Source organism: Arthrobacter sp. D1-29 (assembly GCF_054130585.1).
On the sequence record NZ_CP096383.1, the window covers coordinates 1,618,498 to 1,640,093 of the forward strand.

Here is a 21,596-nt window from a genome sequence, read left to right on the forward strand (position 1 = left end):
ATCGGCGCAAACCTGCCTCGGCCGGCCAAACCTAGCGTTCGGTGACCAAAGGCCTCTCCGGGGTGTGCAGGCGGGTCATGATCCGCGACATCGTCCGGGGTACGCGGCCCTTGGTGGCGCGGGAGACGAGTACCATCACGGCAAAGGCGGCCGGCACAGTCCATGCCGCCGGCTGGGCCAGCCAGGACGGAGTGCCGGCAGCCCCCGCCAGTGCGCCGTAAATCATGGCACCGCCGCAGAGCAGGGCGCCAGTCACCATCCCGGCGATGGCACCGGCGTCGGTAAGACCCCGCCACCAAATGCCCAACAGCAGGACGGGGCAAACGGTGGAGGCGGTGAACGCGAACACCAGGCCAACGCTGCCTGCGAGCGCAAACGAGTCCGTCATCAGGGCGAAACCCAACGGGACCACTGCAGAAATGACGGCGGCCAACCGAAACCCGTGGACATTGCCACCGAGCACGTCCTGGCTGATGACACCGGCCAGCGAAACCACCAGTCCGGACGTGGTTGAGAGGAAGGCGGCAAAAGCGCCGCCCACCACGAGTGCAGACAGCAGATCGCCGGCCGTTCCGCCCACCAGCTGGCCCGGCAGGAGGAGCACCACGGCGTCGGCCTGTCCCGATCTGGCAAGCTCCGGGGCGAACATCCGGCCCGCCAGACCGTACACGGTGGGAAACAGGTAGAAGACGGAGAGCAGGCCCAACACGATCAGGGTGGTCCGCCGGGCAGACTGCCCGTCAGGATTGGTGTAAAAGCGCACCAGGACGTGTGGCAGCCCCAGCGTCCCAAAGAGGAGCGCCACCAGGAGCGAGATGTTCTGGTAGGGGCCGGCGGGTGACAGCCCGGTGGGGTTGACGGCGGCTTGGGCAACAGCGGGCGTCCCGTTTCCGGCAAGGACGAACATGATGAAAACGGCGGGCACCGCCAGAGCCGTGAGCTTGAGCCAGTACTGAAAGGCCTGCACAAACGTGATGGAGCGCATGCCGCCGGCCACAACCGTCAGGCACACAACAAACACCACGGAGACCGAACCCACCCAGGATGGCAGGCCGGTGGCAATCCGGATGGTCAGGGCCGCGCCATGGAGCTGGGGAACGATGTACAGCCACCCCACCACAACCACCACCAGGCTGGTGACCCTGCGGACCGCCCGCGAATCCAGCCGTGCCTCGGTGAAGTCGGGGATGGTGTAGGCTCCCGAACGCCTCAGCGGGGCGGCCACAAAAAGCAGCAGCATCAGGTATCCGGCCGTGTAGCCCACGGGGAACCACAGCGCATCGGTTCCCGACAGCAGGATCAGCCCGGCAACGCCCAGGAAGCTGGCCGCGGAGAGGTATTCGCCGCCGATCGCTGAGGCATTCCACCATGGCGGCACGGTCCGGGAGGCGACGTAAAAATCGCCGGTGGTGCGTGAGATCCGGAGGCCGTAGAAGCCGATCACCGCAGTGGCCAGCGAAACGACCACCAAGGCCACCACGCCAACGGCAGGATTAACGGCGGGATTTACGGCAGGATCAGCGGCCGGAATCACGGGAGCCTCACGCGTCCTCGGCCAACTCTCGGTACCTGGCTTCATTCCGGGCTGCTGACCGGATGAACAGCCAGGCGCTCAGGCCGATCAGCGGATAGATGCCGGCGCCGATCAGCAGCCAGTCGAACGGGATGCCGGCCACCCGCATTTCTGCAAGGCCCGGAACAGCAATCAGCAGCAACGGAAAAGCGGAGAGGATCAGCAGGAACCCCAAACCCACCACCAGGGCCAGCCGCAGCTGGGAGCGGATGAGCGACCTGACAAACACCTGGCCCACTTCTGACTCCTGCGCGGCCTCGGGCGTCTCACGCGGCGGCCGGGCGGCTGATGGGGGCGCGGTGACCCGGATGCGCGTCATGCCTGTGGCCGGAGCCGGGTAGCTTCCAGCTTTTCCCGGACCGTGGGAAGGTGGCGGCGGCTGATGGGCAGCCCGGCGCCCGCCACGGTGACGCTGGGCTTGTCCGCGGCAAGCTTCATGGAGGTGACATGCTTCAGTGCAACCAGGTAGGACCTGTGGGTGCGGATAAAGCCGGCTTCGGCCCACTGCTGCTCCAGGTCGGCCAACGGAATCCTGATCAGGAAGCTGGCCTCGGACGTGTGCAGCCTGGCGTAGTCGCCCTGGGCCTGGACATATGTGACATCGTCCCGCCGGATCATCCGGGTGGTGCCGCCCTGGTCCACGGTGATCATCTCAGGTGCCTCGCCGCCGTCGCGCATCAGTTCACTGATCCTGCCCACCGAACGGGCCAGCCGTTCGGCGCGCACCGGCTTGAGCAGGTAGTCCACGGCGGCGAGCTCGAAGGCTTCCAGGGCACAGTCCTCATCCGCCGTCACAAAGACCACTACCGGCGGGTTGCTGCTGCGGGCGATGGCGCGGGCAATGTCGAGGCCCGAAACGGCAGGCATATGGATGTCCAGGAAAACCGCATCAACGGCATGGGTGGCGAGCGCGCGCAGGGCCTCGCTGCCGGAGGAGGCCCGGTGGATGACCCCAATCCGGTCATCCCTGCCCAGGAGGTAGGCCAACTCCTCGATGGCCGGCAGCTCGTCGTCCGCGACGAGGACATTAATCATGGTTCCTACATTAGCTGCGTCAGCCAAACAGCTCAGGCGTCATGGCCCGGCTGGGATTTGGGCACACGCATGGTGATGAGGGTCCCCTCGCCGGGGGCGGTTTCGATGACCAGGCCATGGCCTTCGCCGTAAACCTGCCGGAGGCGGGCGTCCACGTTGCGCAGTCCCACATGCTCGCCGTCGCTGTGCCCCGCCAGCACTGACCTGAGCTGCGCCGGATCCATGCCTACGCCGTCGTCCTCGATGGTGACTTCCGCGTAGGCGCCGGAGTCATGCGCCGCAATGCTGATCCGGCCCGGCCCTTCCTTCGCCTCCAGACCGTGGCGGACGGCGTTTTCCACCAGCGGCTGGAGGCTCAGGAACGGAATAACAGTGCTCAGGACTTCCGGTGCGATCCGGAGGCTGACCTGCACGCGGTCCCCGAAGCGCGCACGCTCCAGCAGCAGGTACCGGTCGATGCAGCGGAGTTCTTCGGCGAGCGTGGTGAAGTCCCCGTGCCGCCGGAAGGAGTATCTGGTGAAATCGGCAAACTCGACCACCAGCTCCCGGGCCCGGGCCGGATCTGTGTTGATGAACGAGGCGATGGCGTTGAGCGAGTTGTAGATGAAGTGCGGGCTGATCTGGGCCCGGAGGGCGCGGACTTCGGCTTCCATCAGGAGTGTCCGGGATGCGTCCAGCTCCGCCAGTTCAACCTGTACCGAAACCCAGTCGGCCACCTCACTGACAGCCCGGACCAGGCCGGCACCCACTGACGGGGCAAACGCCGCCACCACGCCAACCACCCGTGCGTTGGCCCGGATCGGGGCTATCACGGCTTCCAGGCGGACCGGGGGACCGCCGGCCGCCGGATCCGCATCACGAGCCTGGACTATGGCTGTCGCCTGGACCATGGCTGTCCTGCCGCCGGCAAGGACGCCTGCCGCCAGGTCCATCAGGTGGGGCTTCAGGTCCTCGGCGGAACCGTCCCAGGCCAGCACCCCCGCAGTGTCGGTGATGGCCAGGGCGTCGCAGCCCAGCAGGTTGCGCAGCTGGCGTGCGGCCTTGGCTGCCCCCGCAGGGTTGAGGCCGGCACGCAGATGCTGCCCCGCCCGGGACGCGGCGTGAAGGGTGGTGTAGGTTGCGCGTTCTGCGTCGGTACCCAGCTCACGGAATGACCGCAGCACCTTCAGTCCCACACCGACGACGGCGGCAATCGCCAGCGCTATCACGGCAAGGGCGGCGGCGGTCAGGAGAGGGGAGTCCGGCATGCTGCCCAGCGTAGCGGCGGGCGCCGTTTGCCGCAGCATCACAACCGTTGAGCGACCGGTCCGGCGCCGGGTATGGTCGCGGCGCCTCCCGCAGCGCACAGTGATTGCAGTCACATCGGCCGCCGCAATCCTCCTGCGCAGTGCCACTCCTGTCTGCAGGGCCGGCCGATGTGAACCAGGCAAATCTCAACGAGGAGGAACGATGGGTCACGATGCCCACACCCCGGACGCTGCGGCGGCCGTGGACTTCGAACAGGTCCAGTCGACTGAGCGGTTCCAGGAACTGCGCAAACGTCACCGGAGCTTTGTTTTTCCCATGGCCATTGCATTTCTGCTGTGGTACTTCGCGTACGTCCTGCTGGCCGACTATGCCGTCGGCTTCATGTCCACCAAGGTGTGGGGCAACATCAACATCGGCCTCATTCTGGGGCTGCTGCAGTTCGTCTCCACGTTCGCGATCACCGGCTGGTACGTCAGCTACTCCAACCGGAGGCTTGACCCCATCGCCGCGGAGATCCGGAACGAAATTGAAGGCCATGAGTTCGACAGGCACGGCAACGTCATCGCAGGAGTGAGCAAATGATCGGGATACCCGCGGCGGTTGATGTTGCCGCCCTCAAAGACACCACCCTTCTTAACATGGGGATCTTCGGACTGTTCGTCGCGGTGACCATGGTCATTGTGTTCAGGGCCAGCCGGAACAACAAAACCGCCGCCGACTACTACGCCGCGGGCCGCTCCTTCACCGGATCCCAGAACGGTACCGCTATCGCAGGCGATTATCTTTCCGCGGCATCGTTCCTGGGCATTACAGGCGCCATTGCCATCAACGGCTACGACGGCTTTATGTACTCCATCGGCTTCCTGGTGGCGTGGCTGGTGGCGCTGCTGCTGGTGGCTGAACTGCTCCGGAACACGGGCAAGTTCACCATGGCCGATGTGCTTTCCTTCCGGCTGAAGCAGCGGCCCGTCCGCATCACAGCAGCCATCTCCACGCTTGCCGTCTGCTTCTTCTACCTGCTGGCGCAGATGGCCGGAGCGGGCAGCCTGATTTCACTGCTTTTGGGTATCAGCGACTGGGGCGGCCAGGCCCTGGTGATCATGGTCGTCGGCGCCCTGATGATCATGTACGTGCTGATCGGCGGGATGAAGGGCACCACCTGGGTCCAGATCATCAAGGCGATCCTGCTTATTGCCGGCGCCGCAGTGATGACGTTCTGGGTGCTGGCCATCTACGGGTTCAACCTCTCCAGCCTCCTCGGGGCGGCAGTGGACACAGCCAACTACCCCGCTGTGCTGAATCCCGGACTGCAGTACGGCAAATCCGAAACCTCCAAGCTGGACTTTATGTCCCTGGGCCTCGCACTGGTCCTGGGCACTGCAGCCCTTCCGCACGTGCTGATGCGCTTCTACACCGTCCCCACGGCCAAGGAAGCCCGGAAGTCCGTGGTCTGGTCCATCTGGCTGATCGGCCTGTTCTACCTGTTCACACTGGTTCTCGGGTACGGCGCCGCAGCGCTGGTGGGTGCAGACACCATCAAGTCCGCTCCAGGCGGCGTAAATTCCGCCGCGCCGCTGCTGGCCTTCCACCTCGGCGGGCCGCTCCTGCTGGGCTTCATCTCGGCCGTCGCCTTCGCCACCATCCTGGCCGTGGTGGCCGGCCTGACCATCACCGCGGCAGCCTCCTTTGCCCACGACATTTACGCCAGTGTCATCTCCAAGGGCAAGGCCGACGCCGACACGGAAGTTAAGGTGGCCAGGCGCACCGTTGTGGTCATTGGAGTCATGGCTATCCTGGGCGGCATTCTTGCCAACGGGCAGAACGTTGCCTTCCTGGTGGCCCTGGCTTTCGCGGTGGCCGCCTCGGCGAACCTCCCCACCATCATCTACTCGCTCTTCTGGCGCCGGTTCACCACCCAGGGTGCGGTGTGGAGCATGTACGGCGGTTTGGGATCGGCCATTGTCCTGATCATCTTCTCGCCCGTGGTTTCGGGGGCGGCGACCTCCATGATCAAGGACGCCAACTTTGCCCTCTTCCCGTTGAGCAACCCCGGCATCGTTTCCATTCCGCTCGCCTTCCTGCTGGGCTGGCTTGGCACGGTGCTGGATAAGAAGCGCGAGGACAGCGGCAAGCAGGCCGAGATGGAAGTCAGGTCACTCACCGGGGTTGGGGCCGAGAAGGCCTCCAACCACTGACCACCAGTAGTGTCCGCAGAAACTGAGTCGCCCAGCGGCTAAGGCTGTTCACAACGGAAAGGAGTCCCTGTGCCAAGGCACGGGGACTCCTTTTGCGCGTTTAGTGCTGATGCTGGCCTGGCTGATTGTGGTCGACAGGGGCTGCAGGCCCGCTGTCCTGACCATGCTGACCGTGCCCGCTGTCCTGACCATGCTGACCGTGGGGGACCGCAAACTGTCCAGCCGTGGAGGCTGCAAGGCCCGGCGTCGCGATTCCTGCCACCAGCACGGCACCGGCGAAAGCACCGAGCAGGAGGCGTCCCGGCCGGACGACGACGGGAGCCCCGCCCTCGTCCGCGCCGTTAACCCTCCCGCGGCCCAGCCGTCGATCCTGCCGGCGCAGCCAGGCGAGGGATCCAACCATCATGAGTGTGAGCAGCAGCGCCGTCAGATGGCTCAGGCTGAGGCTCGATCCGGTCTCCCCTCGCCAGATAGTGGCCACCGCGTGGACTGCGGCGGCAACCATCAGCATCATCAACGACAGGCCCGGCGCCGGGATCCGCCCCCGGCTCAGGGCGAGGACCGTCCCGCCGATCAGTGCCGTTCCCCACAGCCCGGCCAGGACTCCGAAGAGGACCTGGCCCGAATCGCCGGATCCATCCGGACCGGCAAGCAGGCTTGAGGAAACGGCGAGATTTACCGAACCCGCCCCGAAACCTGCAAAGCCCGCGAAGAGCCGGACCACGGCCGTGGAACCGGCGGCGGGATCGAAGGCCACAGGTTCCCTGGCCACAGACTGGGACGTTGCAGGCTGGGAAACGGCAGCTGTGTCCATGACAGTTAGGCCCGGGCGGTGGCGGGGGACTTGTCCAGCGAGAGGCCCACGCCAAGGAGCAGTACGGCACTGGCCAGGTGCAGCACATTGTCCGCGCCGTTAAGGGCAATGATGTTCAATGGCGAACTCAACAGGAACAAACCAAGAACGCCCACCAGGAGGTACACGGCCCCAACGCCGGCGTTCACGGTGCGTGCGAGCGTGGTGCTCTTCAGCCCGGCATAAAGCAGAGCCGCACCGATGGCCAGGTGGATGACGTTGTGCAGAGGGTTGACCTCGAAGATGATGAGGTTGGCGCCTTCGGTGGCGAAAAAGCCTATCCCGGAGGTCACGGCGAAGCCGAGGAGACCAACAAGGAGGTAGACAGCGCCGAAGACGGTGGCGATAAGGCGGTTCGGTGATGTGCGCATGGCCCGAAATCCTTCCGGTAGGGCAGGGATATGCCATCCCAGCCAGACTGCGGGATCCCGGACGGGACCCTCAGAAGGCAATTCGGACCATGCGTTGATGCGGATGGGTGGGAATGCGGTTTTCCTTCGAACTATTCCTGGGTGTCAGTCGCAGCCATAAAATGGCGGAAGCTTTCGCAGCAATAAATGGCCTCGCCTGACCGCCTGCTGGCCCAAACCCTCTACAGGACGTGTTGGCGACTGAAGAAGAGGCAACTCTGCTATTACGGCCTACGCATGAGCGGCTGCGGAAGCAAAACGCCCACACCTGCAGCAACCGATAGATGGTCGGCTTGCGCTCGTTCGGTTGTTGCGGCAATGCTCGATACGTGAAGGACAAAATGATCGTTAGACCGGCCCGGCCCGGAGACGTTACGGGGCTGGCCGCATTGAAGGAGGCTTGGGCCCAACTGTCCCGCCCAGTATCCGAATCCGAGCGGCGAGAGTTTGCTGAAGACCTGGCCGCCTGGATGCGTTCACAAGGGCAGGCGCTAATGTGCCATGTGGCCGAGATCGACGGTCAGCTCGTCGGCATGGCGTGGCTGGTGCTCTTCGAACGGGTTCCCGACATTCATGATCGAACCCGCCTCACAGGTGACCTTCAGAGCGTGTACGTGCTTCCACAACACCGGGAACGAGGGATCGGCCGCGCGCTCGTGCGCTCATTGATCGACAGGGCGGATGAGCGAGGCGTTCCGAGAGTGACTGTGAGCGCGAATGCCGCCGCCGCTGGGATGTATTCAGCAGAGGGCTTTGGAACTGCACCCTACCTACTTGAACGTCCTCGTCGGTAAGGCCCTGCGGTTCGATCATGGGTTCAAGGCGCGTCCGCTGGACGTGCCCAGCGATGCCCGCCGTTCCAACGGCGCTCCAGCTGCTATTCCTGGGGACGCAGTTTGATGTTGATCATCTTGAGCTCGTCCTGGCCTTCGAAGCGGTAGGCCAGGTCAATTTTTTTGTCGTTGTCGCAGGTGATGAGGCCGGCGATATCCGCAGAATTGGTGCCGTTCTCTGACGTAACCTGGACGTCGTTGTACGAAGGCTTGCAGGAGTCATTCAGTTCCAGGGTGGCTATCCCCTCAATAAAGGACTCCTTCGTCAGCTGGTCATGCAGGGCAGGATCAAGGTAGCCATACGCCTGGTCGGTGTCGCCGGAAATGACCAGCTTGGTGAAGTCGTCTGCGAGTCCCCGGGCCTGGTTCGTGGCACTGCCCACAACGTTGACCAGAATGATCAGGCCAATGATGACCAGCAGCAGGACCCCGCCGGCGCTTCCCAGGATGATCCACAGCTTCCTGCGGCTTTTGACGGGAGGCTGCTGGCCGGGGAGTCCGAAGGGGTTAGAGTCGTGGCCCGCGATCCCGCTTTGAGCCGTGGCCGGATACCCGCCGCCAGGCTGATGCTCTGGAGGCGCAGGCTGCGTCTGGGGCGATGCCGGTGCCACCGGAGCTGCCGGCGATGCCGGCGCTGCCTGCCCCGCCGCTGATCCGGCGTCGGGCTGGTACGGTTCCCGAGGAATGCTCAAGATGGAGCCTTTCCGGCAGCATACGTTCGCACTGCCTTTTTGCAGGGACCCGCTGACCGGCGCCCCATCGATTCAACTGGGACCAGCCTATAACCCGGCATCGAGGGTCCCGTACACGGTGGGGACGTGTGAAGCGGCAGCACGAAGCGCCATGCGCAGCAGTGAACTGCCGAGGTTTCACCCCTCGCCCGATCCCCGGTCCAGCAGGGGCTGGATGCGGAAAGGAATGAGCTCGCCCATGGCCAGGGCAGTGTCCGTACGGTCTACGCCATCACAGGCCAGGATCTTGCCATTGATCCTGAACAGGTCCTCGGCGTCCAGGGCCACAACGCGGAGGAGAAGATCGGCGGAACCGGTGAGGCCATACCCTTCCAAGATCTCGGGAACGCCGGCAAGGTCATGGGCCAGCTGACCCAGCTTCTGCTGCTGGACATGGACTGAGATAAAGGCCATCAGGGGGTAACCCAGTGACGCCGGGTTGATGCGCCGCTCGAAGGAGAGGAAGACGTGCTTTTTCTCCAACTGCGCCATCCGCGCCTGCACGGTGTTCCGGGACAGTCCCAGCTTCTGCGCGAGTGCCACAACAGTGCGGCGGGGGTCGTTCGCGAGTGCTGAAAGCAGGCGAGTGTCTGTGCCATCCAAAGCTTGCATAATGCGCAACGCTAGCACGGTCTCAGAGGCCCGAACAGAGCATTATGCTCAGTTTTTGCCGCAGTGGTTGTACCCCTTGAGCATTGTGAGTATGGTCACAATTATCCGGGGCAACGGCGCCCGGGGGCCGGCTCCGGCGGGACCACAAGTTCACAAGGAGCGGGTCAAACGACGTGAGAAGGTGCGGGCGATCGTGTCTACAGACGAAGCGGGCCAGGGCGGACCAAGCTCCCGCGGCCAGGGCAGCAGTGCAGAACACCACGGCGGATCCGGCAGGAGTCTGATCCAGCTGATCACCCCGGCGGGGGAGCGGATCAGCCATCCGGAATTCGATCCCTGGGTACAGGACATCACGGACGAGCACTTGTGTTCCCTCTATGAGGACATGACGGTGATCCGCCGGATCGACGTCGAGGCCACCGCCCTCCAGCGGCAGGGTGAACTGGCCCTCTGGCCTCCGCTGCTGGGCCAGGAGGCATCGCAGATCGGTTCGGGCAGGGCCCTGCGCCAGGACGACTTTGTCTTTTCCAGTTACCGGGAGAACGGCGTGGCATATTGCCGGGGCGTTGACCTGACCAGCATCATCCGGGTGTGGCGGGGAAACGCGTCATCCGGGTGGGATCCGTACACCATCAACATGGCAACCCCACAGATCATCATCGGCGCCCAGACCCTTCACGCCACGGGGTATGCCATGGGGATCCAGAATGACGGCGCGGACGCCGTGGCTGTGACCTACTTTGGCGATGGCGCAACCAGCGAGGGCGACCTCAACGAGGCCATGGTTTTCGCTGCCAGCTTCCAGGCGCCGGTGGTCTTCTTCTGCCAGAACAACCACTGGGCCATCTCGGAACCCGTCCGGCTGCAGTCCCACGTACACCTTGCGGACAGGGCCACCGGCTTCGGCATTCCGAGCCTGCGGGTGGACGGAAATGATGTCCTGGCCGTGATGGCAGCGACACGCGTAGGCCTGGACCGGGCCAGGCGCGGGGGCGGGCCCACCTTCATTGAAGCCGTCACTTACCGCATGGGCCCGCACACCACCGCCGATGACCCCACTCGCTACCGGGATGCCAACGAGCTCGAGGACTGGGCCGCCAAAGATCCCATCAGACGGGTCAAATCCCTGCTGGAACGCAAGGGCCTCCTGACTGATGAACTGCAGCGGCAGGTCGAGGAAAAGGCCGACTCTGTGGCCCGCCAGATGCGCCTGGCCTGCACGTCCATGCCAGAACCGGAGCCCCTGGACGTCTTCAAGCACGTCTACAGCTCGCCCAACACGTGGCTCGACCGGCAGCAGGACCACTACTCCCGTTACCTGGCTTCCTTTGGCGACCCCGCAGGAGCCCCGTCAGAAGAAGGTGCACGCTGATGACCCAGATGACCTTTGCCCGCGCCATTAATGCCGGCCTGCGCAAATCCCTCGAGAACGATCCCAAGGTCATCCTGATGGGGGAGGACATCGGTACCCTCGGTGGTGTTTTCAGGGTGACGGACGGGCTCCAAAAAGATTTTGGCAAGCATCGTGTGGTGGATACTCCGCTGGCCGAATCCGCGATCATCGGCACCGCCGTCGGCCTGGCCTACCGGGGCTACCGCCCGGTGGTGGAAATCCAGTTCGACGGTTTCATCTACCCGGCGTTCGACCAGATCGTGAGCCAGGTGGCCAAGCTGCATTACCGGACCCAGGGTGCGGTCAAAATGCCCATCACCATCCGCGTACCTTTTGGCGGCGGCATTGGCTCGCCCGAGCACCACTCGGAATCGCCGGAGGCGTACTTCACGCACACCTCCGGCCTGCGGGTGGTCAGCGTATCCAATCCGCAGGATGCGCACACGGTCATTCAGCAGGCCATTTCCTGCGATGATCCGGTGCTTTATTTCGAACCCAAGCGCCGCTACCACGACAAGGGCGAGGTGGATGAGTCCGTCGATCCGCGGACCGCGCTGCCGATGGACACGGCCCGGGTGCTCACGCAGGGCACGGATGTCACCCTGGTGGCCTACGGCCCCCTGGTCAAGACCGCGCTGGATGCCGCCATCGCCGCCGCGGACGAAGGAGTGTCCATCGAAGTCATCGACCTGCGCTCGCTTGCGCCCGTGGATTACGCCACGCTGGAGGCCTCGGTGCGGAAGACTGGCCACCTGGTCATTACCCATGAAGCAGGCCAATCTGGCGGGGTGGGGGCCGAGGTTGCGGCCAGTATCACCGAACGGTGTTTCTACCACCTGGAGGCAGCGCCGGTCCGGGTTACCGGCTTTGACATTCCCTACCCCTACTCCAAGCTGGAAATGCATCACCTTCCGGGGCTGGACAGGATTCTTGACGGTGTGGACCGCGCCCTGGGCCGCCCCAACTCGCTCAGCGGGCTGGAAGGGTGAGCGCCACCATGATCAAGGAATTCAGGCTTCCGGATCTCGGCGAAGGACTCACCGAATCCGAAATCCTTAGCTGGAAAGTCGGCGTTGGGGACACCGTCAAACTCAACCAGGTCATCGCCGAGGTTGAAACCGCCAAAGCCGTGGTTGAACTGCCTTCCCCGTTCGCCGGCGTCATCACCGCCCTCCACGAGCAACCCGGCACCATCGTGGAGGTGGGCAAGCCTATCGTCTCCTTTGAAGTACCGGACGACGCCGGTGGGTCACCTCCTGCGGGTACGCCCCCTCAGCGGGACACCGGGGGCGTACCTGCGGAATCGGGCGTCAATGGGAATCCCGGACCCAGGGTGACTGAACCTGCGACGGCGGGAACGGCTGAGGCGGGCCCCGCCAAGCGGCAGGCGAACCTGGTTGGCTACGGCGCCGTCGTCGAAAGTTCCAGCCGCCCGGCCCGGCGGCCACGGACCATGATTTCAAAACATCCGGTCGCCCACGTCCCCGCAGTTAACGCCCCTGTGCCCCCACAGCCTGCCGTTGAAACGTCGGCACCTGCGGCCGGTGCCCCCGGTGCAAGTGGCGAACGGCCCAAATCCACTCCTCCCGTCCGCAAGCTGGCCAAGGACCTCGGCGTTGAGCTGGACACTGTGACGGGAACCGGACCCGGCGGACTGATCACCCGGGAGGACGTGCAGAACTTTGTGGACGGCGGCGGTCTGGCGGCAGCCCACCATGCCGTCAGGGTCCCCGAGGGAGAAATCCGCGACGGAGAAGTTCGCCATGGCGAAGTAGCAGCGCGGCAGGCGGGTACACCAGGCGAGCGGGAAGTCCGGATGCCCATCAAGGGCGTCCGCAAGTTCACAGCCGCTGCAATGGTCTCCAGCGCATTCACAGCACCACACGTGACCGAGTTCCTGACGGTGGATGTGACGCCCGGCATGGAGCTGCTCGACAAGCTGAAGGCCAGCCGAACTTTTGCCGGGCACAAGCTCACGCCGCTCACGCTCGTCGCAAAGGCCGTGCTGATTGCGCTGCGGCGGAATCCCTCGCTGAACTCACGGTGGGACGAAGAACGCCAGGAGATCGTGCAGTTCAACTATGTAAACCTGGGAATCGCAGCCGCAACCCCGCGCGGCCTCACAGTTCCCAATATCAAGGATGCTGACAGGCTGTCCCTGCTGGAACTCTCGGAGGCCCTGACCGGATTGACCGAGACGGCGCGGGCGGGCAAGACAACGCCCGCTGAGCTGTCCGGGGGAACTGTCTCCATCACCAACATCGGGGTTTTTGGGATCGACGCCGGAACGCCCATCCTGAACCCGGGCGAGGCAGCCATCCTGGCCATGGGTGCCGTCCGGAAAACGCCGTGGGAGTACCAGGGGGAGGTTGCCCTCCGCCAGGTCATGACGCTGAGCCTGTCCTTTGACCACCGGCTGGTGGATGGGGAGCAGGGCTCCCGCTTCCTGGCCGACGTCGGCGCCATCCTGGCCGAGCCCGGTATGGTCCTCACCATGGTCTAGGCGGACATGAACGCACCTGGCCCGCATAACCGCTGCTGCCCGGCACCGGTTATGCGGGCCAGAGCCGTCCTAGCCCCTAGTTAGTCCGGACGTCCGCGGTCAGAGCCGCCAGTGCCATGCCCTCCAGGAGCGGGCGGGCGGTCTTGGGGGCCACCCGGCGTCCGTGGCTGCGAACAGAGTGCGGCGTGGAGTTGATGAGGCCGAAGGTGGCATGGGCCCGCATCCGCAGCTCCGCGGCATCAGTGGAGGGGTGCAGCGCGGCGAGCACCTCAACCCAGAGCTCAACGTAGCTGCGCTGCAGGGCCCGGACCTCCGCCTGGTCCTGCTCGGTGAGGCTGCTGAAGTCCCGGTCCTGGACTCGGATGACGTCAGGCTTGCCCAGCGCAAAGTCCACCTGGAAGGCCACCAGGCGGCCCAAGGCGGCCAGCGGATCCGTGGTCTCGGCCAGCACATGCCGGCCGCCGTCGAGGAGGTCACGGCTGACAGTAAGGAGCAGGTCACCCAGGACTGCCTGCTTGCCGGTGAAGTGGCGGTACACCGCCGGACCGCTGACCCCCGCCGCAGCACCAAGGTCCTCCAGGGAGACTCGGTTGTAGCCGTTCAGCGCAAAAAGGGACGCGGCAGCGGAAAGCAGGGCCTGCCGCCGGTTTTCCTTGGCCTGGCTCCGCTGGGTGGCCTGGGTGCGCTGGCTGGCCTGGCTGCGCTGCTTTGACGGGGTGAGCTGGACAGATTGCGCGGCCTGTGTGGTGGGCACATTTCCTCCTCGGACCTGGAAATTCTAGCAAGGCCGCCCTGTGTTGGACATCACAGTTAATACAGACTAACCTAAATCTCAGTTACGAAACACTAACCCAGTCTGCTTGTGGGCGCTGCGAAAACAGGAACGGACCCGTCGATGGAGACCCTCGTCAGCCGGCTAGATGCCAGCAGTGAAACGTTTGCCGCCAACCATGCCGCCCAGGCCGCGCTCGCTGCCGAACTGCGGGACACGCTGGCCCAAACGGCGTTGGGTGGTCCAGAGAAGTCGCGTGAGCGGCATGTGGCCAGGGGCAAGTTGTTGCCGCGTGAACGGATCGACCAGTTGCTGGATGATGGCAGCCCGTTTTTGGAGATTGCCCCGCTTGCGGCCAACGGCATGTATGACAATGAGTCGCCGGGGGCCGGGGTCATTGCCGGGATTGGTTTGGTGCATGGCCGGCAGGTGCTGGTGGTTTCCAATGACGCCACGGTCAAGGGCGGCACCTACTATCCCATGACGGTCAAGAAGCACCTCCGGGCCCAGGAGATCGCCCTCGAAAACCGGCTGCCGTGCATCTATCTGGTGGACTCCGGCGGGGCGTTTTTGCCGAAGCAGGATGAGGTGTTTCCGGATAAGGAGCATTTCGGCCGGATCTTCTACAACCAGGCCAGGCTGTCCGCCGCCAAGATCCCGCAGATCGCGTCGGTGATGGGGTCCTGCACTGCCGGGGGTGCGTATGTGCCGGCGATGAGTGATGAGACGGTGATCGTGCGGAACCAGGGGACTATTTTCCTGGGTGGGCCGCCGCTGGTGAAGGCGGCGATCGGGGAGATCGTGACCGCGGAGGAGCTTGGTGGCGGGGAGGTTCATTCGCGGGTTTCCGGGGTGACGGATCACTTGGCGGAGAACGACGAGCACGCGCTCCAGATTGTCCGTGACATTGTGGCCACACTGCCGAAGCCGGCGGCCCCGGCGTGGGACGTGGAGGCTTCCGTTGAGCCCGCGGCGGATCCGGAAGGACTCTACGGGGTGGTGCCTACGGATGTTAACGCCCCGTATGACGTCCACGAAGTGATTGCCCGGCTGGTGGACGGCAGCAGGTTCCATGAGTTCAAGAAGGAGTACGGCACCACCCTGGTGACGGGCTTTGCGAGACTGCATGGGCATCCGGTGGGGATTGTGGCCAATAACGGGGTGCTTTTCAGTGAGTCGTCGTTGAAGGGCGCGCATTTCATTGAGCTGTGTGACCAGCGCGGGATCCCGCTGGTGTTCTTGCAGAACATCTCCGGTTTTATGGTGGGCCGGGATTCGGAGCAGGGCGGGATCGCGAAGAACGGAGCGAAGATGGTCACGGCGGTGGCCACGGCGCGGGTGCCTAAGCTGACGGTGGTGATCGGCGGGTCCTTCGGTGCCGGGAATTATTCGATGTGCGGGCGGGCGTATTCGCCGCGGTTTTTGTGGATGTGGCCGGCGTCGCGGATCTCGGTGATGGGCGGGAACCAGGCCTCCAGTGTGCTTGCCACGGTGAAGCGGGACCAGTATGAGGCTGCCGGGCAGGACTGGTCCGAGGCGGATGAGGAGGCGTTTAAGGCTCCGATCCGGCAGCAGTACGAGGACCAGGGCAGCCCGTACTACTCCACCGCCCGCCTCTGGGACGATGGCGTGATTGACCCGGCCGATACCCGTACCGTGCTGGGTCTGGCGCTTGACGTCGTCTCCCGCACCCCGCTGCCGGAAACCTCCTTCGGCCTCTTCAGGATGTGAACCCAGCAATGACTGAAGCACCCCAACTGACTCAACCGGCCGTGAAGCAGGCTCTGTTCGATACCGTCCTGGTGGCGAACCGGGGCGAGATCGCCTGCCGGGTGATCCGGACCCTGCGTGCCCTGGGGATCCGCTCTGTGGCGGTTTACAGCGATGCCGACGCCGGTGCCCGGCACGTGCGCGATGCCGACGTTGCTGTCCGGATCGGTCCGGCCGCAGCGGCCGAGAGCTACCTGAAGATCGAGGCCATCATCCAGGCGTGCCGGGAGACCGGTGCGGAGGCGGTCCACCCCGGGTACGGGTTCCTGAGTGAGAATGTCGACTTCGCGCGTGCCCTTGAAGCCGCGGGCATCACGTTCATCGGGCCTGGGGTGGAGTCCCTGAACGTGATGGGGGACAAGATCCGGTCCAAGAACCACGTGTCCGGCTACGGCGTCCCCGTGGTTCCGGGAATCGCCAAACCGGGCATGACCGACGCCCAACTGGTCGAGGCCGCGGACGCCGTCGGGTTCCCCCTGCTGATCAAGCCGTCCGCGGGCGGCGGCGGGAAAGGCATGCATGTTGTGGAGCGGCAAGAGGAGCTGGCAGCAACGCTGGCTACTGCACGGCGCGTGGCCGCGAGTGCGTTCGGGGACGACACGCTGTTCCTGGAGCGGCTGATCCGGACGCCGCGGCATATCGAGGTCCAGGTCCTGGCGGACAACCACGGCAACGTGATCCATCTGGGGGAGCGTGAGTGCTCGCTGCAGCGCCGGCACCAAAAGGTCATCGAGGAGGCACCGTCGCCGCTGCTGGAATCCCTTCCCGACGGCGCCGCGGTGCGGGAACGGATCGGTTTGGCTGCCTGCCAGGCGGCCCGAAGCGTGAACTACAGCGGCGCCGGCACGGTGGAGTTCCTGGTCTCCGACGAGGCCCCGGACGAGTTCTTCTTTATGGAGATGAACACCCGCCTTCAGGTCGAACACCCCGTCACCGAAATGGTCACCGGCGTGGACCTGGTCGAGTGGCAGGTCCGGATCGCCGCCGGTGAGATGCTCACCGTAGCCCAGGCCGACGTCGAACTCACCGGCCACGCCGTCGAAGCCCGCGTCTACGCCGAAATCCCCGAACGTAACTTCCTGCCCTCCACCGGCACCGTCCTGCTGCTGGACGAACTGCCGGCCCGGCCGCAGCGCTCTGGCGCCCCGGCCCGGACGGAAGTGGCTACCGCCCAGGGCCGCGTCCGGGTGGATTCCTCCCTGCGCGAGGGCCTGGAAATCTCGTCGAACTACGATCCCATGATGTCCAAAGTGGTGGCCTGGGGCGGGGACCGGACGGCCGCCCTGGACACGCTGGATGGAGCACTTGCCGGCTATACGGCGCTCGGGCTGGAGACAAACCTTGAATACCTCCGGCTCCTGATCAACGATGACGACGTCCGCGCCGGGCACCTGGACACCGGCCTGATCGAGCGCAAGCTGCCGGGCTTCACCTTTCGGCGGGTGAACGACGCCGAACTGGTGGCCGCGGCCCTTTACGCCATGGCGAAGGAAGAAGAGGACACGGGCCAATCTCCATCGGATCTTTGGCATACCCGCAACGGCTGGCGCCTGGGCGCGCCGGCGCCCCGGCCGATCAGCCTCGGAACGCCCGACGGCGGTGCCGCAACAGTGCGCGTATCCGGCGGCCGGGTGCTGGATGGGCCAGTCATGGTCACCGTGGACAACGGGCCGGAGCGCGAAGCATCACTGGAGTTCCGCTCCCGCCGGGAAGCGGTGCTGACCCTTGCGGGGGAGACGGCGCTGTACTCGCTCGCGCCGGCCTACCGGGGTCCGGTAACTCCCACGTGGGACACGCCCGCTCCTGCCCGGCCCACCGAACTCTTCCTGGGAAACGGCGGCTGGTCGTGCCGCCTGGAGGTCCTGACCCGGGAGTCGCGGCTCGCCCGGGTGCTCGCGGCCATCCAACGCCAGGAAGGCGCCGCGGATCCGGCCGTGCGCTCCCCGATGCCTGGCACCGTGGTGTCCGTTTCCGTCGGCGAGGGAGAACACGTGGAGACCGGCCAGGTGCTGCTCTCGGTGGAAGCCATGAAGATGGAGCACCAACTGCTGGCGCCGCTGGCGGGCACTGTCCACCTCGGCGTGGGCCCGGGCGACCTGGTGAAGGTGGACCAGGTCCTCGCCACCATCCACCCGGACCCCGAGCAGGAGATTGAGCCACCGCCGGCCCCGGGGCAAACCCATCACGATTCCATGATTACTGGCAAGGGAGCCTAGACATGACAAATTTTGAACTCAGCGAGGAGTACCAGGACCTCAGCGACACCGTCCGGGACTTCGCGGACACGGTAGTGGCCCCGGTATCGGCAAAACACGACGAGGAGCACAGCTTTCCCTATGAAGTGGTGAAGCAGATGGCCGAGATGGGCCTGTTCGGATTGCCTTTCCCGGAGGAGTTCGGCGGGATGGGCGGGGACTACTTTGCCCTCGCCCTGGCGCTGGAGCAGCTGGGCAGGGTGGACCAGTCCGTGGCCATCACCCTGGAAGCCGGTGTCTCCCTGGGAGCCATGCCCGTGTACCGCTTCGGTACTGACGCCCAGAAGGAGGAATGGCTGCCCATCTTGGCATCGGGGCAGGCGCTCGCCGGCTTCGGGCTGACGGAACCGGAAGCCGGGTCCGACGCAGGCGGCACCAAGACCCACGCCCGGCGCGAGGGCGGACAGTGGGTGATCAACGGGAACAAGGAGTTCATCACCAATTCCGGGACGGACATCACCCGCCTGGTGACAGTCACGGCCGTGACCGGCCAGAAGGAACGCAAGGACGGGAGCGTCAAGAAGGAGATCTCCACCATCCTGGTGCCCACGGACACGCCCGGGTTCAAGGCCGAGAAGCCGTACAACAAGGTGGGCTGGAACGCCTCGGACACGCACCCGCTGACGCTGAAGGATGTCCGCGTTCCGGAAGAAAACCTGCTTGGGGCGGAGGGCCGCGGCTACGCGAACTTCCTGTCCATCCTGGACGAGGGCCGGATCGCGATCGCCGCGCTGGCCACCGGGGCGGCGCAGGGCTGCGTTGACCTGTCGGTCAAATATGCCAAGGAACGCAGCGCTTTTGGGCACCACATCGGCAAGTACCAGGCCATCTCGTTCAAGATCGCCCGGATGCAGGCCAGGGCCCACACAGCCCGGCTGGCCTACTACGACGCGGCCGCGAGGATGCTGGCGGGTAAGCCGTTCAAGACGGAGGCGGCCATCGCTAAGATGGTCGCAGGCGAGGCAGCCATGGACAACGCGCGGGATGCCACCCAGGTGTTCGGCGGCTATGGCTTCATCAACGAGTTCACCGTGGCACGCCACTACCGCGACTCCAAGATCCTTGAAGTGGGGGAGGGCACCACGGAAGTCCAGCTGATGCTGATCGCCCGCGAACTGGGACTGTAGCCGGCCTGAAAGGATCACCGATGATTAACAAGGTTGTTGCCAGCGCGGAGGAAGCAGTTGCGGATATCCCCGACGGCGCGTCCCTGGCCGTGGGCGGGTTCGGCCTGTGCGGCATTCCGGTGGCCCTGATCGATGCCCTCCACCGCCGCGGCACCACGGACCTGGAAACGGTAAGCAACAACTGCGGGGTGGACGACTGGGGGCTTGGCATCCTGCTCCGCGACGGCAGGATCCGCCGCACCATCAGCTCCTATGTGGGTGAAAACAAGGAGTTTGCCCGCCAGTTCCTTGCCGGTGAGTTGGAGGTGGTGCTGACGCCGCAGGGAACCCTTGCTGAAAAACTCCGGGCCGGCGGCGCCGGCATCCCGGCCTTCTACACCAAGGCGGGAGTCGGCACCCAGGTGTCCGACGGCGGGCTGCCGCAGAAATACGACGCCGACGGCGGCATCTCCGTTGCGTCCGCTGCCAAGGAAGTGCGCACCTTCGACGACGTCGATTACGTCCTGGAGGAGTCACTCACGCCCGACTTCGGCCTGGTCCACGCCTGGAAGGGGGACCGCCACGGGAACCTGGTCTTCCACGCCACGGCCATGAACTTCAATCCGCTGTGTGCCATGGCGGGCCGGATCACCATTGCCGAGGTGGAGGAACTCGTGGAACCCGGAGAACTGGACCCCGAGCACGTCCACACGCCCGGCATTTTCGTCCAGCGCGTGGTTCTGGTGCCTGGCGTTGAGAAGCGCATTGAAAAGCGGACCGTGGCGCTGACTGCCCCGTCCGGATACGGTCCCGGCGCGTCAGGATCAGGACCAGCCCAGGCAGAACCGGGACAGCAACAGCAGCAACAGGCAGAACCGGGACAGAAGCAGCAGCAGCCACAACAGACACCACTGCAAGGAGCGTAGCCATGGATCCGAACAGCCCGCAGGCTCCCCGTCCCGAAGGCGTCCGCCCCGAATACCGGCGGTCCGCTGCCGCGCAGCAGGACGAAACTGCTGCCGATACTAAGGGCTGGACGCGGAACCAGCTCGCGGCCCGCGTCGCACAGGAACTCAGCAACGGCCAGTACGTCAACCTCGGCATCGGCATGCCCACGCTCATTCCCAACTACATTCCGGCCGGTGTGGAAGTGGTGCTGCACTCAGAAAACGGGATCCTCGGCGTCGGTCCATATCCCGCGGAGGACCAGGTTGACCCGGACCTGATCAACGCAGGCAAGGAAACAGTCACGGTTAAGCCGGGTGCAGCTTTCTTTGACTCAGCGTCGTCCTTCGGCATGATCCGCGGCGGCCACGTGGACGTGGCCGTGCTGGGCGCCATGGAGGTGGCCGCCAACGGGGACCTGGCCAACTGGATGATCCCGGGAAAAATGGTCAAGGGCATGGGGGGTGCCATGGATCTGGTGTTCGGTGCCAAGAAAGTGATCGTGATGATGGAGCACGTGGACCGCAGCGGCAGGCCCAAGATCGTGCAGCAGTGCACGCTGCCGCTGACGGGAAAAGCGTGCGTGGACCGGATTATCACCGATCTGGCCGTGATCGACGTCGTGAATGAGGGAGGCGGGCCCCGGCTGGTGCTTCGCGAACTGGCGCCCAATGTTTCCCTTGAGGACGTGGCAGCTGCGACCGGCGCAGAGCTTTTTGAAGAGGACCGGGAACTGACCGTATGAGCGATACTTCAGGGCCGGACCCCTACACGGCCGGCGGCTCTGACGCGCGCGTGATCCAGCAGCGCGGCCTCTACTTCGATGAAATCGAGGAAGGCGTGGTGTACGCCCACCGGCCTGGCCGGACGGTGACGGAAGCAGACAACGTCCTGTTCACCACCCTCACCATGAACACCCAGGCCCTGCACCTTGACGCCGCCTGGAGCGCCGGCCAACCGTTCGGCCAGCGGCTGGTCAACTCCATGTTCACCCTGGCCACGATGGTAGGCCAGTCTGTTTCCCAGCTGACCCAGGGCACCATCATTGCCCAGCTGGGACTGACCGATGTCTCCTTCCCGAACCCGCTCTATCACGGCGATACGCTCTATACGGAGACGGTGATTATCCTCAAGCGGGCTTCGGAATCACGGCCCGGACAAGGCATTGTCACCATGATGCACACAGGCAGGAACCAGGACGGAACGCCGGTGGCCCTGGCTACGCGGAGCTGCCTGATGTGGATGCGGGAAGCCCACGGCGCCAGCCAGCAGGAGCGCCTGCAGGAGCGCCTGCAGGAGCGCCGCGAGGAGCCTCCAAAGGGGGACCAAAAGGCTCCCGAAAAGGGGAGTCAGCAGGGGGAC

At 65.0% G+C, this 21,596-nt stretch carries 20 protein-coding genes and 1 pseudogene; 12 read left to right on the forward strand and 9 right to left on the reverse strand.

Features of this window, described 5'->3' with window-relative positions:
* Nucleotides 1–31: 31 nt before the first annotated feature.
* The 4 genes from M1E17_RS07490 to M1E17_RS07505 are packed head-to-tail and all read right to left on the reverse strand — an operon-like array spanning nt 32 to nt 3,855.
* The gene (locus tag M1E17_RS07490) at nt 32–1,579 is read right to left on the reverse strand and encodes a sodium/solute symporter (RefSeq protein ID WP_457966520.1); all 1,548 of its coding nucleotides are present in this window, start codon (nt 1,577–1,579) and stop codon (nt 32–34) included.
* Complete coding sequence (locus M1E17_RS07495) at nt 1,542–1,892, reverse strand: hypothetical protein (RefSeq protein WP_457966522.1); 351 nt, start codon at nt 1,890–1,892, stop codon at nt 1,542–1,544. The genes M1E17_RS07490 and M1E17_RS07495 overlap by 38 nt, the downstream gene beginning before the upstream one ends.
* Nucleotides 1,889–2,608, reverse strand: a complete 720-nt coding sequence (locus M1E17_RS07500; RefSeq protein WP_457966524.1) for a LytR/AlgR family response regulator transcription factor — start codon at nt 2,606–2,608, stop codon at nt 1,889–1,891. The genes M1E17_RS07495 and M1E17_RS07500 overlap by 4 nt, the downstream gene beginning before the upstream one ends.
* A gap of 32 nt (nt 2,609–2,640) precedes the next feature.
* Nucleotides 2,641–3,855, reverse strand: a complete 1,215-nt coding sequence (locus M1E17_RS07505; protein ID WP_457966526.1) for a sensor histidine kinase — start codon at nt 3,853–3,855, stop codon at nt 2,641–2,643.
* A 202-nt stretch (nt 3,856–4,057) separates the two neighbouring features.
* Between M1E17_RS07505 and M1E17_RS07510 the strand changes: the two genes are divergently transcribed.
* Both M1E17_RS07510 and M1E17_RS07515 read left to right on the forward strand, forming a co-directional pair.
* Complete coding sequence (locus tag M1E17_RS07510) at nt 4,058–4,438, forward strand: DUF485 domain-containing protein (RefSeq protein ID WP_267278407.1); 381 nt, start codon at nt 4,058–4,060, stop codon at nt 4,436–4,438.
* A complete protein-coding gene (locus M1E17_RS07515) occupies nt 4,435–6,051 on the forward strand; it encodes a solute symporter family protein (protein ID WP_457966527.1) in 1,617 nt (538 codons plus the stop codon). The genes M1E17_RS07510 and M1E17_RS07515 overlap by 4 nt, the downstream gene beginning before the upstream one ends.
* A gap of 100 nt (nt 6,052–6,151) precedes the next feature.
* Here M1E17_RS07515 and M1E17_RS07520 read toward each other — a convergent pair whose 3' ends face one another.
* Nucleotides 6,152–6,865, reverse strand: a complete 714-nt coding sequence (locus M1E17_RS07520; RefSeq protein WP_457966528.1) for a hypothetical protein — start codon at nt 6,863–6,865, stop codon at nt 6,152–6,154.
* 5 nt (nt 6,866–6,870) lie between these two features.
* On the reverse strand, nt 6,871–7,275 hold the full coding sequence (locus M1E17_RS07525) for a DUF4383 domain-containing protein (RefSeq protein ID WP_457966530.1): 405 nt from the start codon (nt 7,273–7,275) through the stop codon (nt 6,871–6,873).
* A gap of 368 nt (nt 7,276–7,643) precedes the next feature.
* Between M1E17_RS07525 and M1E17_RS07530 the strand changes: the two genes are divergently transcribed.
* On the forward strand, nt 7,644–8,108 hold the full coding sequence (locus M1E17_RS07530) for an N-acetyltransferase family protein (RefSeq protein WP_457966531.1): 465 nt from the start codon (nt 7,644–7,646) through the stop codon (nt 8,106–8,108).
* An 83-nt stretch (nt 8,109–8,191) separates the two neighbouring features.
* On the opposite strand, the gene M1E17_RS07535 is transcribed toward M1E17_RS07530, so the two are convergent.
* Together M1E17_RS07535 and M1E17_RS07540 are read right to left on the reverse strand one after the other, a co-directional pair.
* Nucleotides 8,192–8,839, reverse strand: coding sequence for a hypothetical protein (locus M1E17_RS07535; protein ID WP_457966533.1), 648 nt, complete (start codon nt 8,837–8,839; stop codon nt 8,192–8,194).
* Nucleotides 8,840–9,016: 177 nt separating this feature from the next.
* Nucleotides 9,017–9,490, reverse strand: a complete 474-nt coding sequence (locus M1E17_RS07540) for an Lrp/AsnC family transcriptional regulator (protein WP_457966535.1) — start codon at nt 9,488–9,490, stop codon at nt 9,017–9,019.
* A gap of 193 nt (nt 9,491–9,683) precedes the next feature.
* On the opposite strand from M1E17_RS07540, the gene pdhA reads away from it, so the two are divergent.
* Genes pdhA through M1E17_RS07555 form a run of 3 tightly spaced genes read left to right on the forward strand, consistent with a single transcriptional unit; the run spans nt 9,684 to nt 13,386 of the window.
* On the forward strand, nt 9,684–10,862 hold the full coding sequence (gene pdhA, locus M1E17_RS07545) for a pyruvate dehydrogenase (acetyl-transferring) E1 component subunit alpha (protein ID WP_457966536.1): 1,179 nt from the start codon (nt 9,684–9,686) through the stop codon (nt 10,860–10,862).
* Nucleotides 10,862–11,872 (forward strand): alpha-ketoacid dehydrogenase subunit beta, encoded by a 1,011-nt coding sequence (locus M1E17_RS07550; protein WP_457966538.1) that lies wholly within the window; start codon nt 10,862–10,864, stop codon nt 11,870–11,872. The genes pdhA and M1E17_RS07550 overlap by 1 nt, the downstream gene beginning before the upstream one ends.
* A gap of 8 nt (nt 11,873–11,880) precedes the next feature.
* Nucleotides 11,881–13,386, forward strand: coding sequence for a dihydrolipoamide acetyltransferase family protein (locus M1E17_RS07555; RefSeq protein WP_457967627.1), 1,506 nt, complete (start codon nt 11,881–11,883; stop codon nt 13,384–13,386).
* A gap of 76 nt (nt 13,387–13,462) precedes the next feature.
* Here the strand turns inward: M1E17_RS07555 and M1E17_RS07560 are convergent, their stop codons facing one another.
* The gene (locus M1E17_RS07560; RefSeq protein ID WP_457966540.1) at nt 13,463–14,140 is read right to left on the reverse strand and encodes an SACE_7040 family transcriptional regulator; all 678 of its coding nucleotides are present in this window, start codon (nt 14,138–14,140) and stop codon (nt 13,463–13,465) included.
* A 141-nt stretch (nt 14,141–14,281) separates the two neighbouring features.
* Here M1E17_RS07560 and M1E17_RS07565 point away from each other — a divergent pair, with 141 nt between their 5' ends.
* The 6 genes and pseudogenes from M1E17_RS07565 to M1E17_RS07590 form a co-directional block, all read left to right on the forward strand.
* On the forward strand, nt 14,282–15,889 hold the full coding sequence (locus tag M1E17_RS07565; RefSeq protein WP_457966542.1) for a carboxyl transferase domain-containing protein: 1,608 nt from the start codon (nt 14,282–14,284) through the stop codon (nt 15,887–15,889).
* A gap of 8 nt (nt 15,890–15,897) precedes the next feature.
* Nucleotides 15,898–18,144, forward strand: a complete 2,247-nt coding sequence (locus M1E17_RS07570) for an acetyl/propionyl/methylcrotonyl-CoA carboxylase subunit alpha (RefSeq protein WP_457966544.1) — start codon at nt 15,898–15,900, stop codon at nt 18,142–18,144.
* Between the two features lie 2 nt (nt 18,145–18,146).
* The gene (locus M1E17_RS07575) at nt 18,147–19,310 is read left to right on the forward strand and encodes an acyl-CoA dehydrogenase family protein (RefSeq protein ID WP_457966546.1); all 1,164 of its coding nucleotides are present in this window, start codon (nt 18,147–18,149) and stop codon (nt 19,308–19,310) included.
* Between the two features lie 20 nt (nt 19,311–19,330).
* Nucleotides 19,331–20,215, forward strand: a complete 885-nt coding sequence (locus M1E17_RS07580) for a CoA transferase subunit A (RefSeq protein WP_457966548.1) — start codon at nt 19,331–19,333, stop codon at nt 20,213–20,215.
* A gap of 2 nt (nt 20,216–20,217) precedes the next feature.
* The gene (locus tag M1E17_RS07585; protein WP_457966549.1) at nt 20,218–20,979 is read left to right on the forward strand and encodes a CoA transferase subunit B; all 762 of its coding nucleotides are present in this window, start codon (nt 20,218–20,220) and stop codon (nt 20,977–20,979) included.
* Nucleotides 20,976–21,500 (forward strand): annotated as a pseudogene (locus M1E17_RS07590) (MaoC family dehydratase); the annotation flags it as partial. The gene M1E17_RS07585 and the pseudogene M1E17_RS07590, both read left to right, overlap by 4 nt.
* Nucleotides 21,501–21,596 lie beyond the last annotated feature (96 nt).

What these genes read in the sequence shown, in the direction of transcription:
- M1E17_RS07495 (WP_457966522.1), bottom strand. Translation starts at nt 1,892, where the DNA reads ATGACGCGCATCCGGGTCACCGCGCCCCCATCAGCCGCCCGGCCGCCG.
- M1E17_RS07570 (WP_457966544.1), top strand. Translation starts at nt 15,898, where the DNA reads ATGACTGAAGCACCCCAACTGACTCAACCGGCCGTGAAGCAGGCTCTG.
- M1E17_RS07500 (WP_457966524.1), bottom strand. Translation starts at nt 2,608, where the DNA reads ATGATTAATGTCCTCGTCGCGGACGACGAGCTGCCGGCCATCGAGGAG.
- M1E17_RS07510 (WP_267278407.1), top strand. Translation starts at nt 4,058, where the DNA reads ATGGGTCACGATGCCCACACCCCGGACGCTGCGGCGGCCGTGGACTTC.
- M1E17_RS07540 (WP_457966535.1), bottom strand. Translation starts at nt 9,490, where the DNA reads ATGCAAGCTTTGGATGGCACAGACACTCGCCTGCTTTCAGCACTCGCG.
- M1E17_RS07515 (WP_457966527.1), top strand. Translation starts at nt 4,435, where the DNA reads ATGATCGGGATACCCGCGGCGGTTGATGTTGCCGCCCTCAAAGACACC.
- M1E17_RS07555 (WP_457967627.1), top strand. Translation starts at nt 11,881, where the DNA reads ATGATCAAGGAATTCAGGCTTCCGGATCTCGGCGAAGGACTCACCGAA.
- M1E17_RS07505 (WP_457966526.1), bottom strand. Translation starts at nt 3,855, where the DNA reads ATGCCGGACTCCCCTCTCCTGACCGCCGCCGCCCTTGCCGTGATAGCG.
- M1E17_RS07490 (WP_457966520.1), bottom strand. Translation starts at nt 1,579, where the DNA reads ATGAAGCCAGGTACCGAGAGTTGGCCGAGGACGCGTGAGGCTCCCGTG.
- M1E17_RS07550 (WP_457966538.1), top strand. Translation starts at nt 10,862, where the DNA reads ATGACCCAGATGACCTTTGCCCGCGCCATTAATGCCGGCCTGCGCAAA.
- M1E17_RS07525 (WP_457966530.1), bottom strand. Translation starts at nt 7,275, where the DNA reads ATGCGCACATCACCGAACCGCCTTATCGCCACCGTCTTCGGCGCTGTC.
- M1E17_RS07520 (WP_457966528.1), bottom strand. Translation starts at nt 6,865, where the DNA reads ATGGACACAGCTGCCGTTTCCCAGCCTGCAACGTCCCAGTCTGTGGCC.
- M1E17_RS07585 (WP_457966549.1), top strand. Translation starts at nt 20,218, where the DNA reads ATGGATCCGAACAGCCCGCAGGCTCCCCGTCCCGAAGGCGTCCGCCCC.
- M1E17_RS07565 (WP_457966542.1), top strand. Translation starts at nt 14,282, where the DNA reads ATGGAGACCCTCGTCAGCCGGCTAGATGCCAGCAGTGAAACGTTTGCC.
- M1E17_RS07580 (WP_457966548.1), top strand. Translation starts at nt 19,331, where the DNA reads ATGATTAACAAGGTTGTTGCCAGCGCGGAGGAAGCAGTTGCGGATATC.
- M1E17_RS07575 (WP_457966546.1), top strand. Translation starts at nt 18,147, where the DNA reads ATGACAAATTTTGAACTCAGCGAGGAGTACCAGGACCTCAGCGACACC.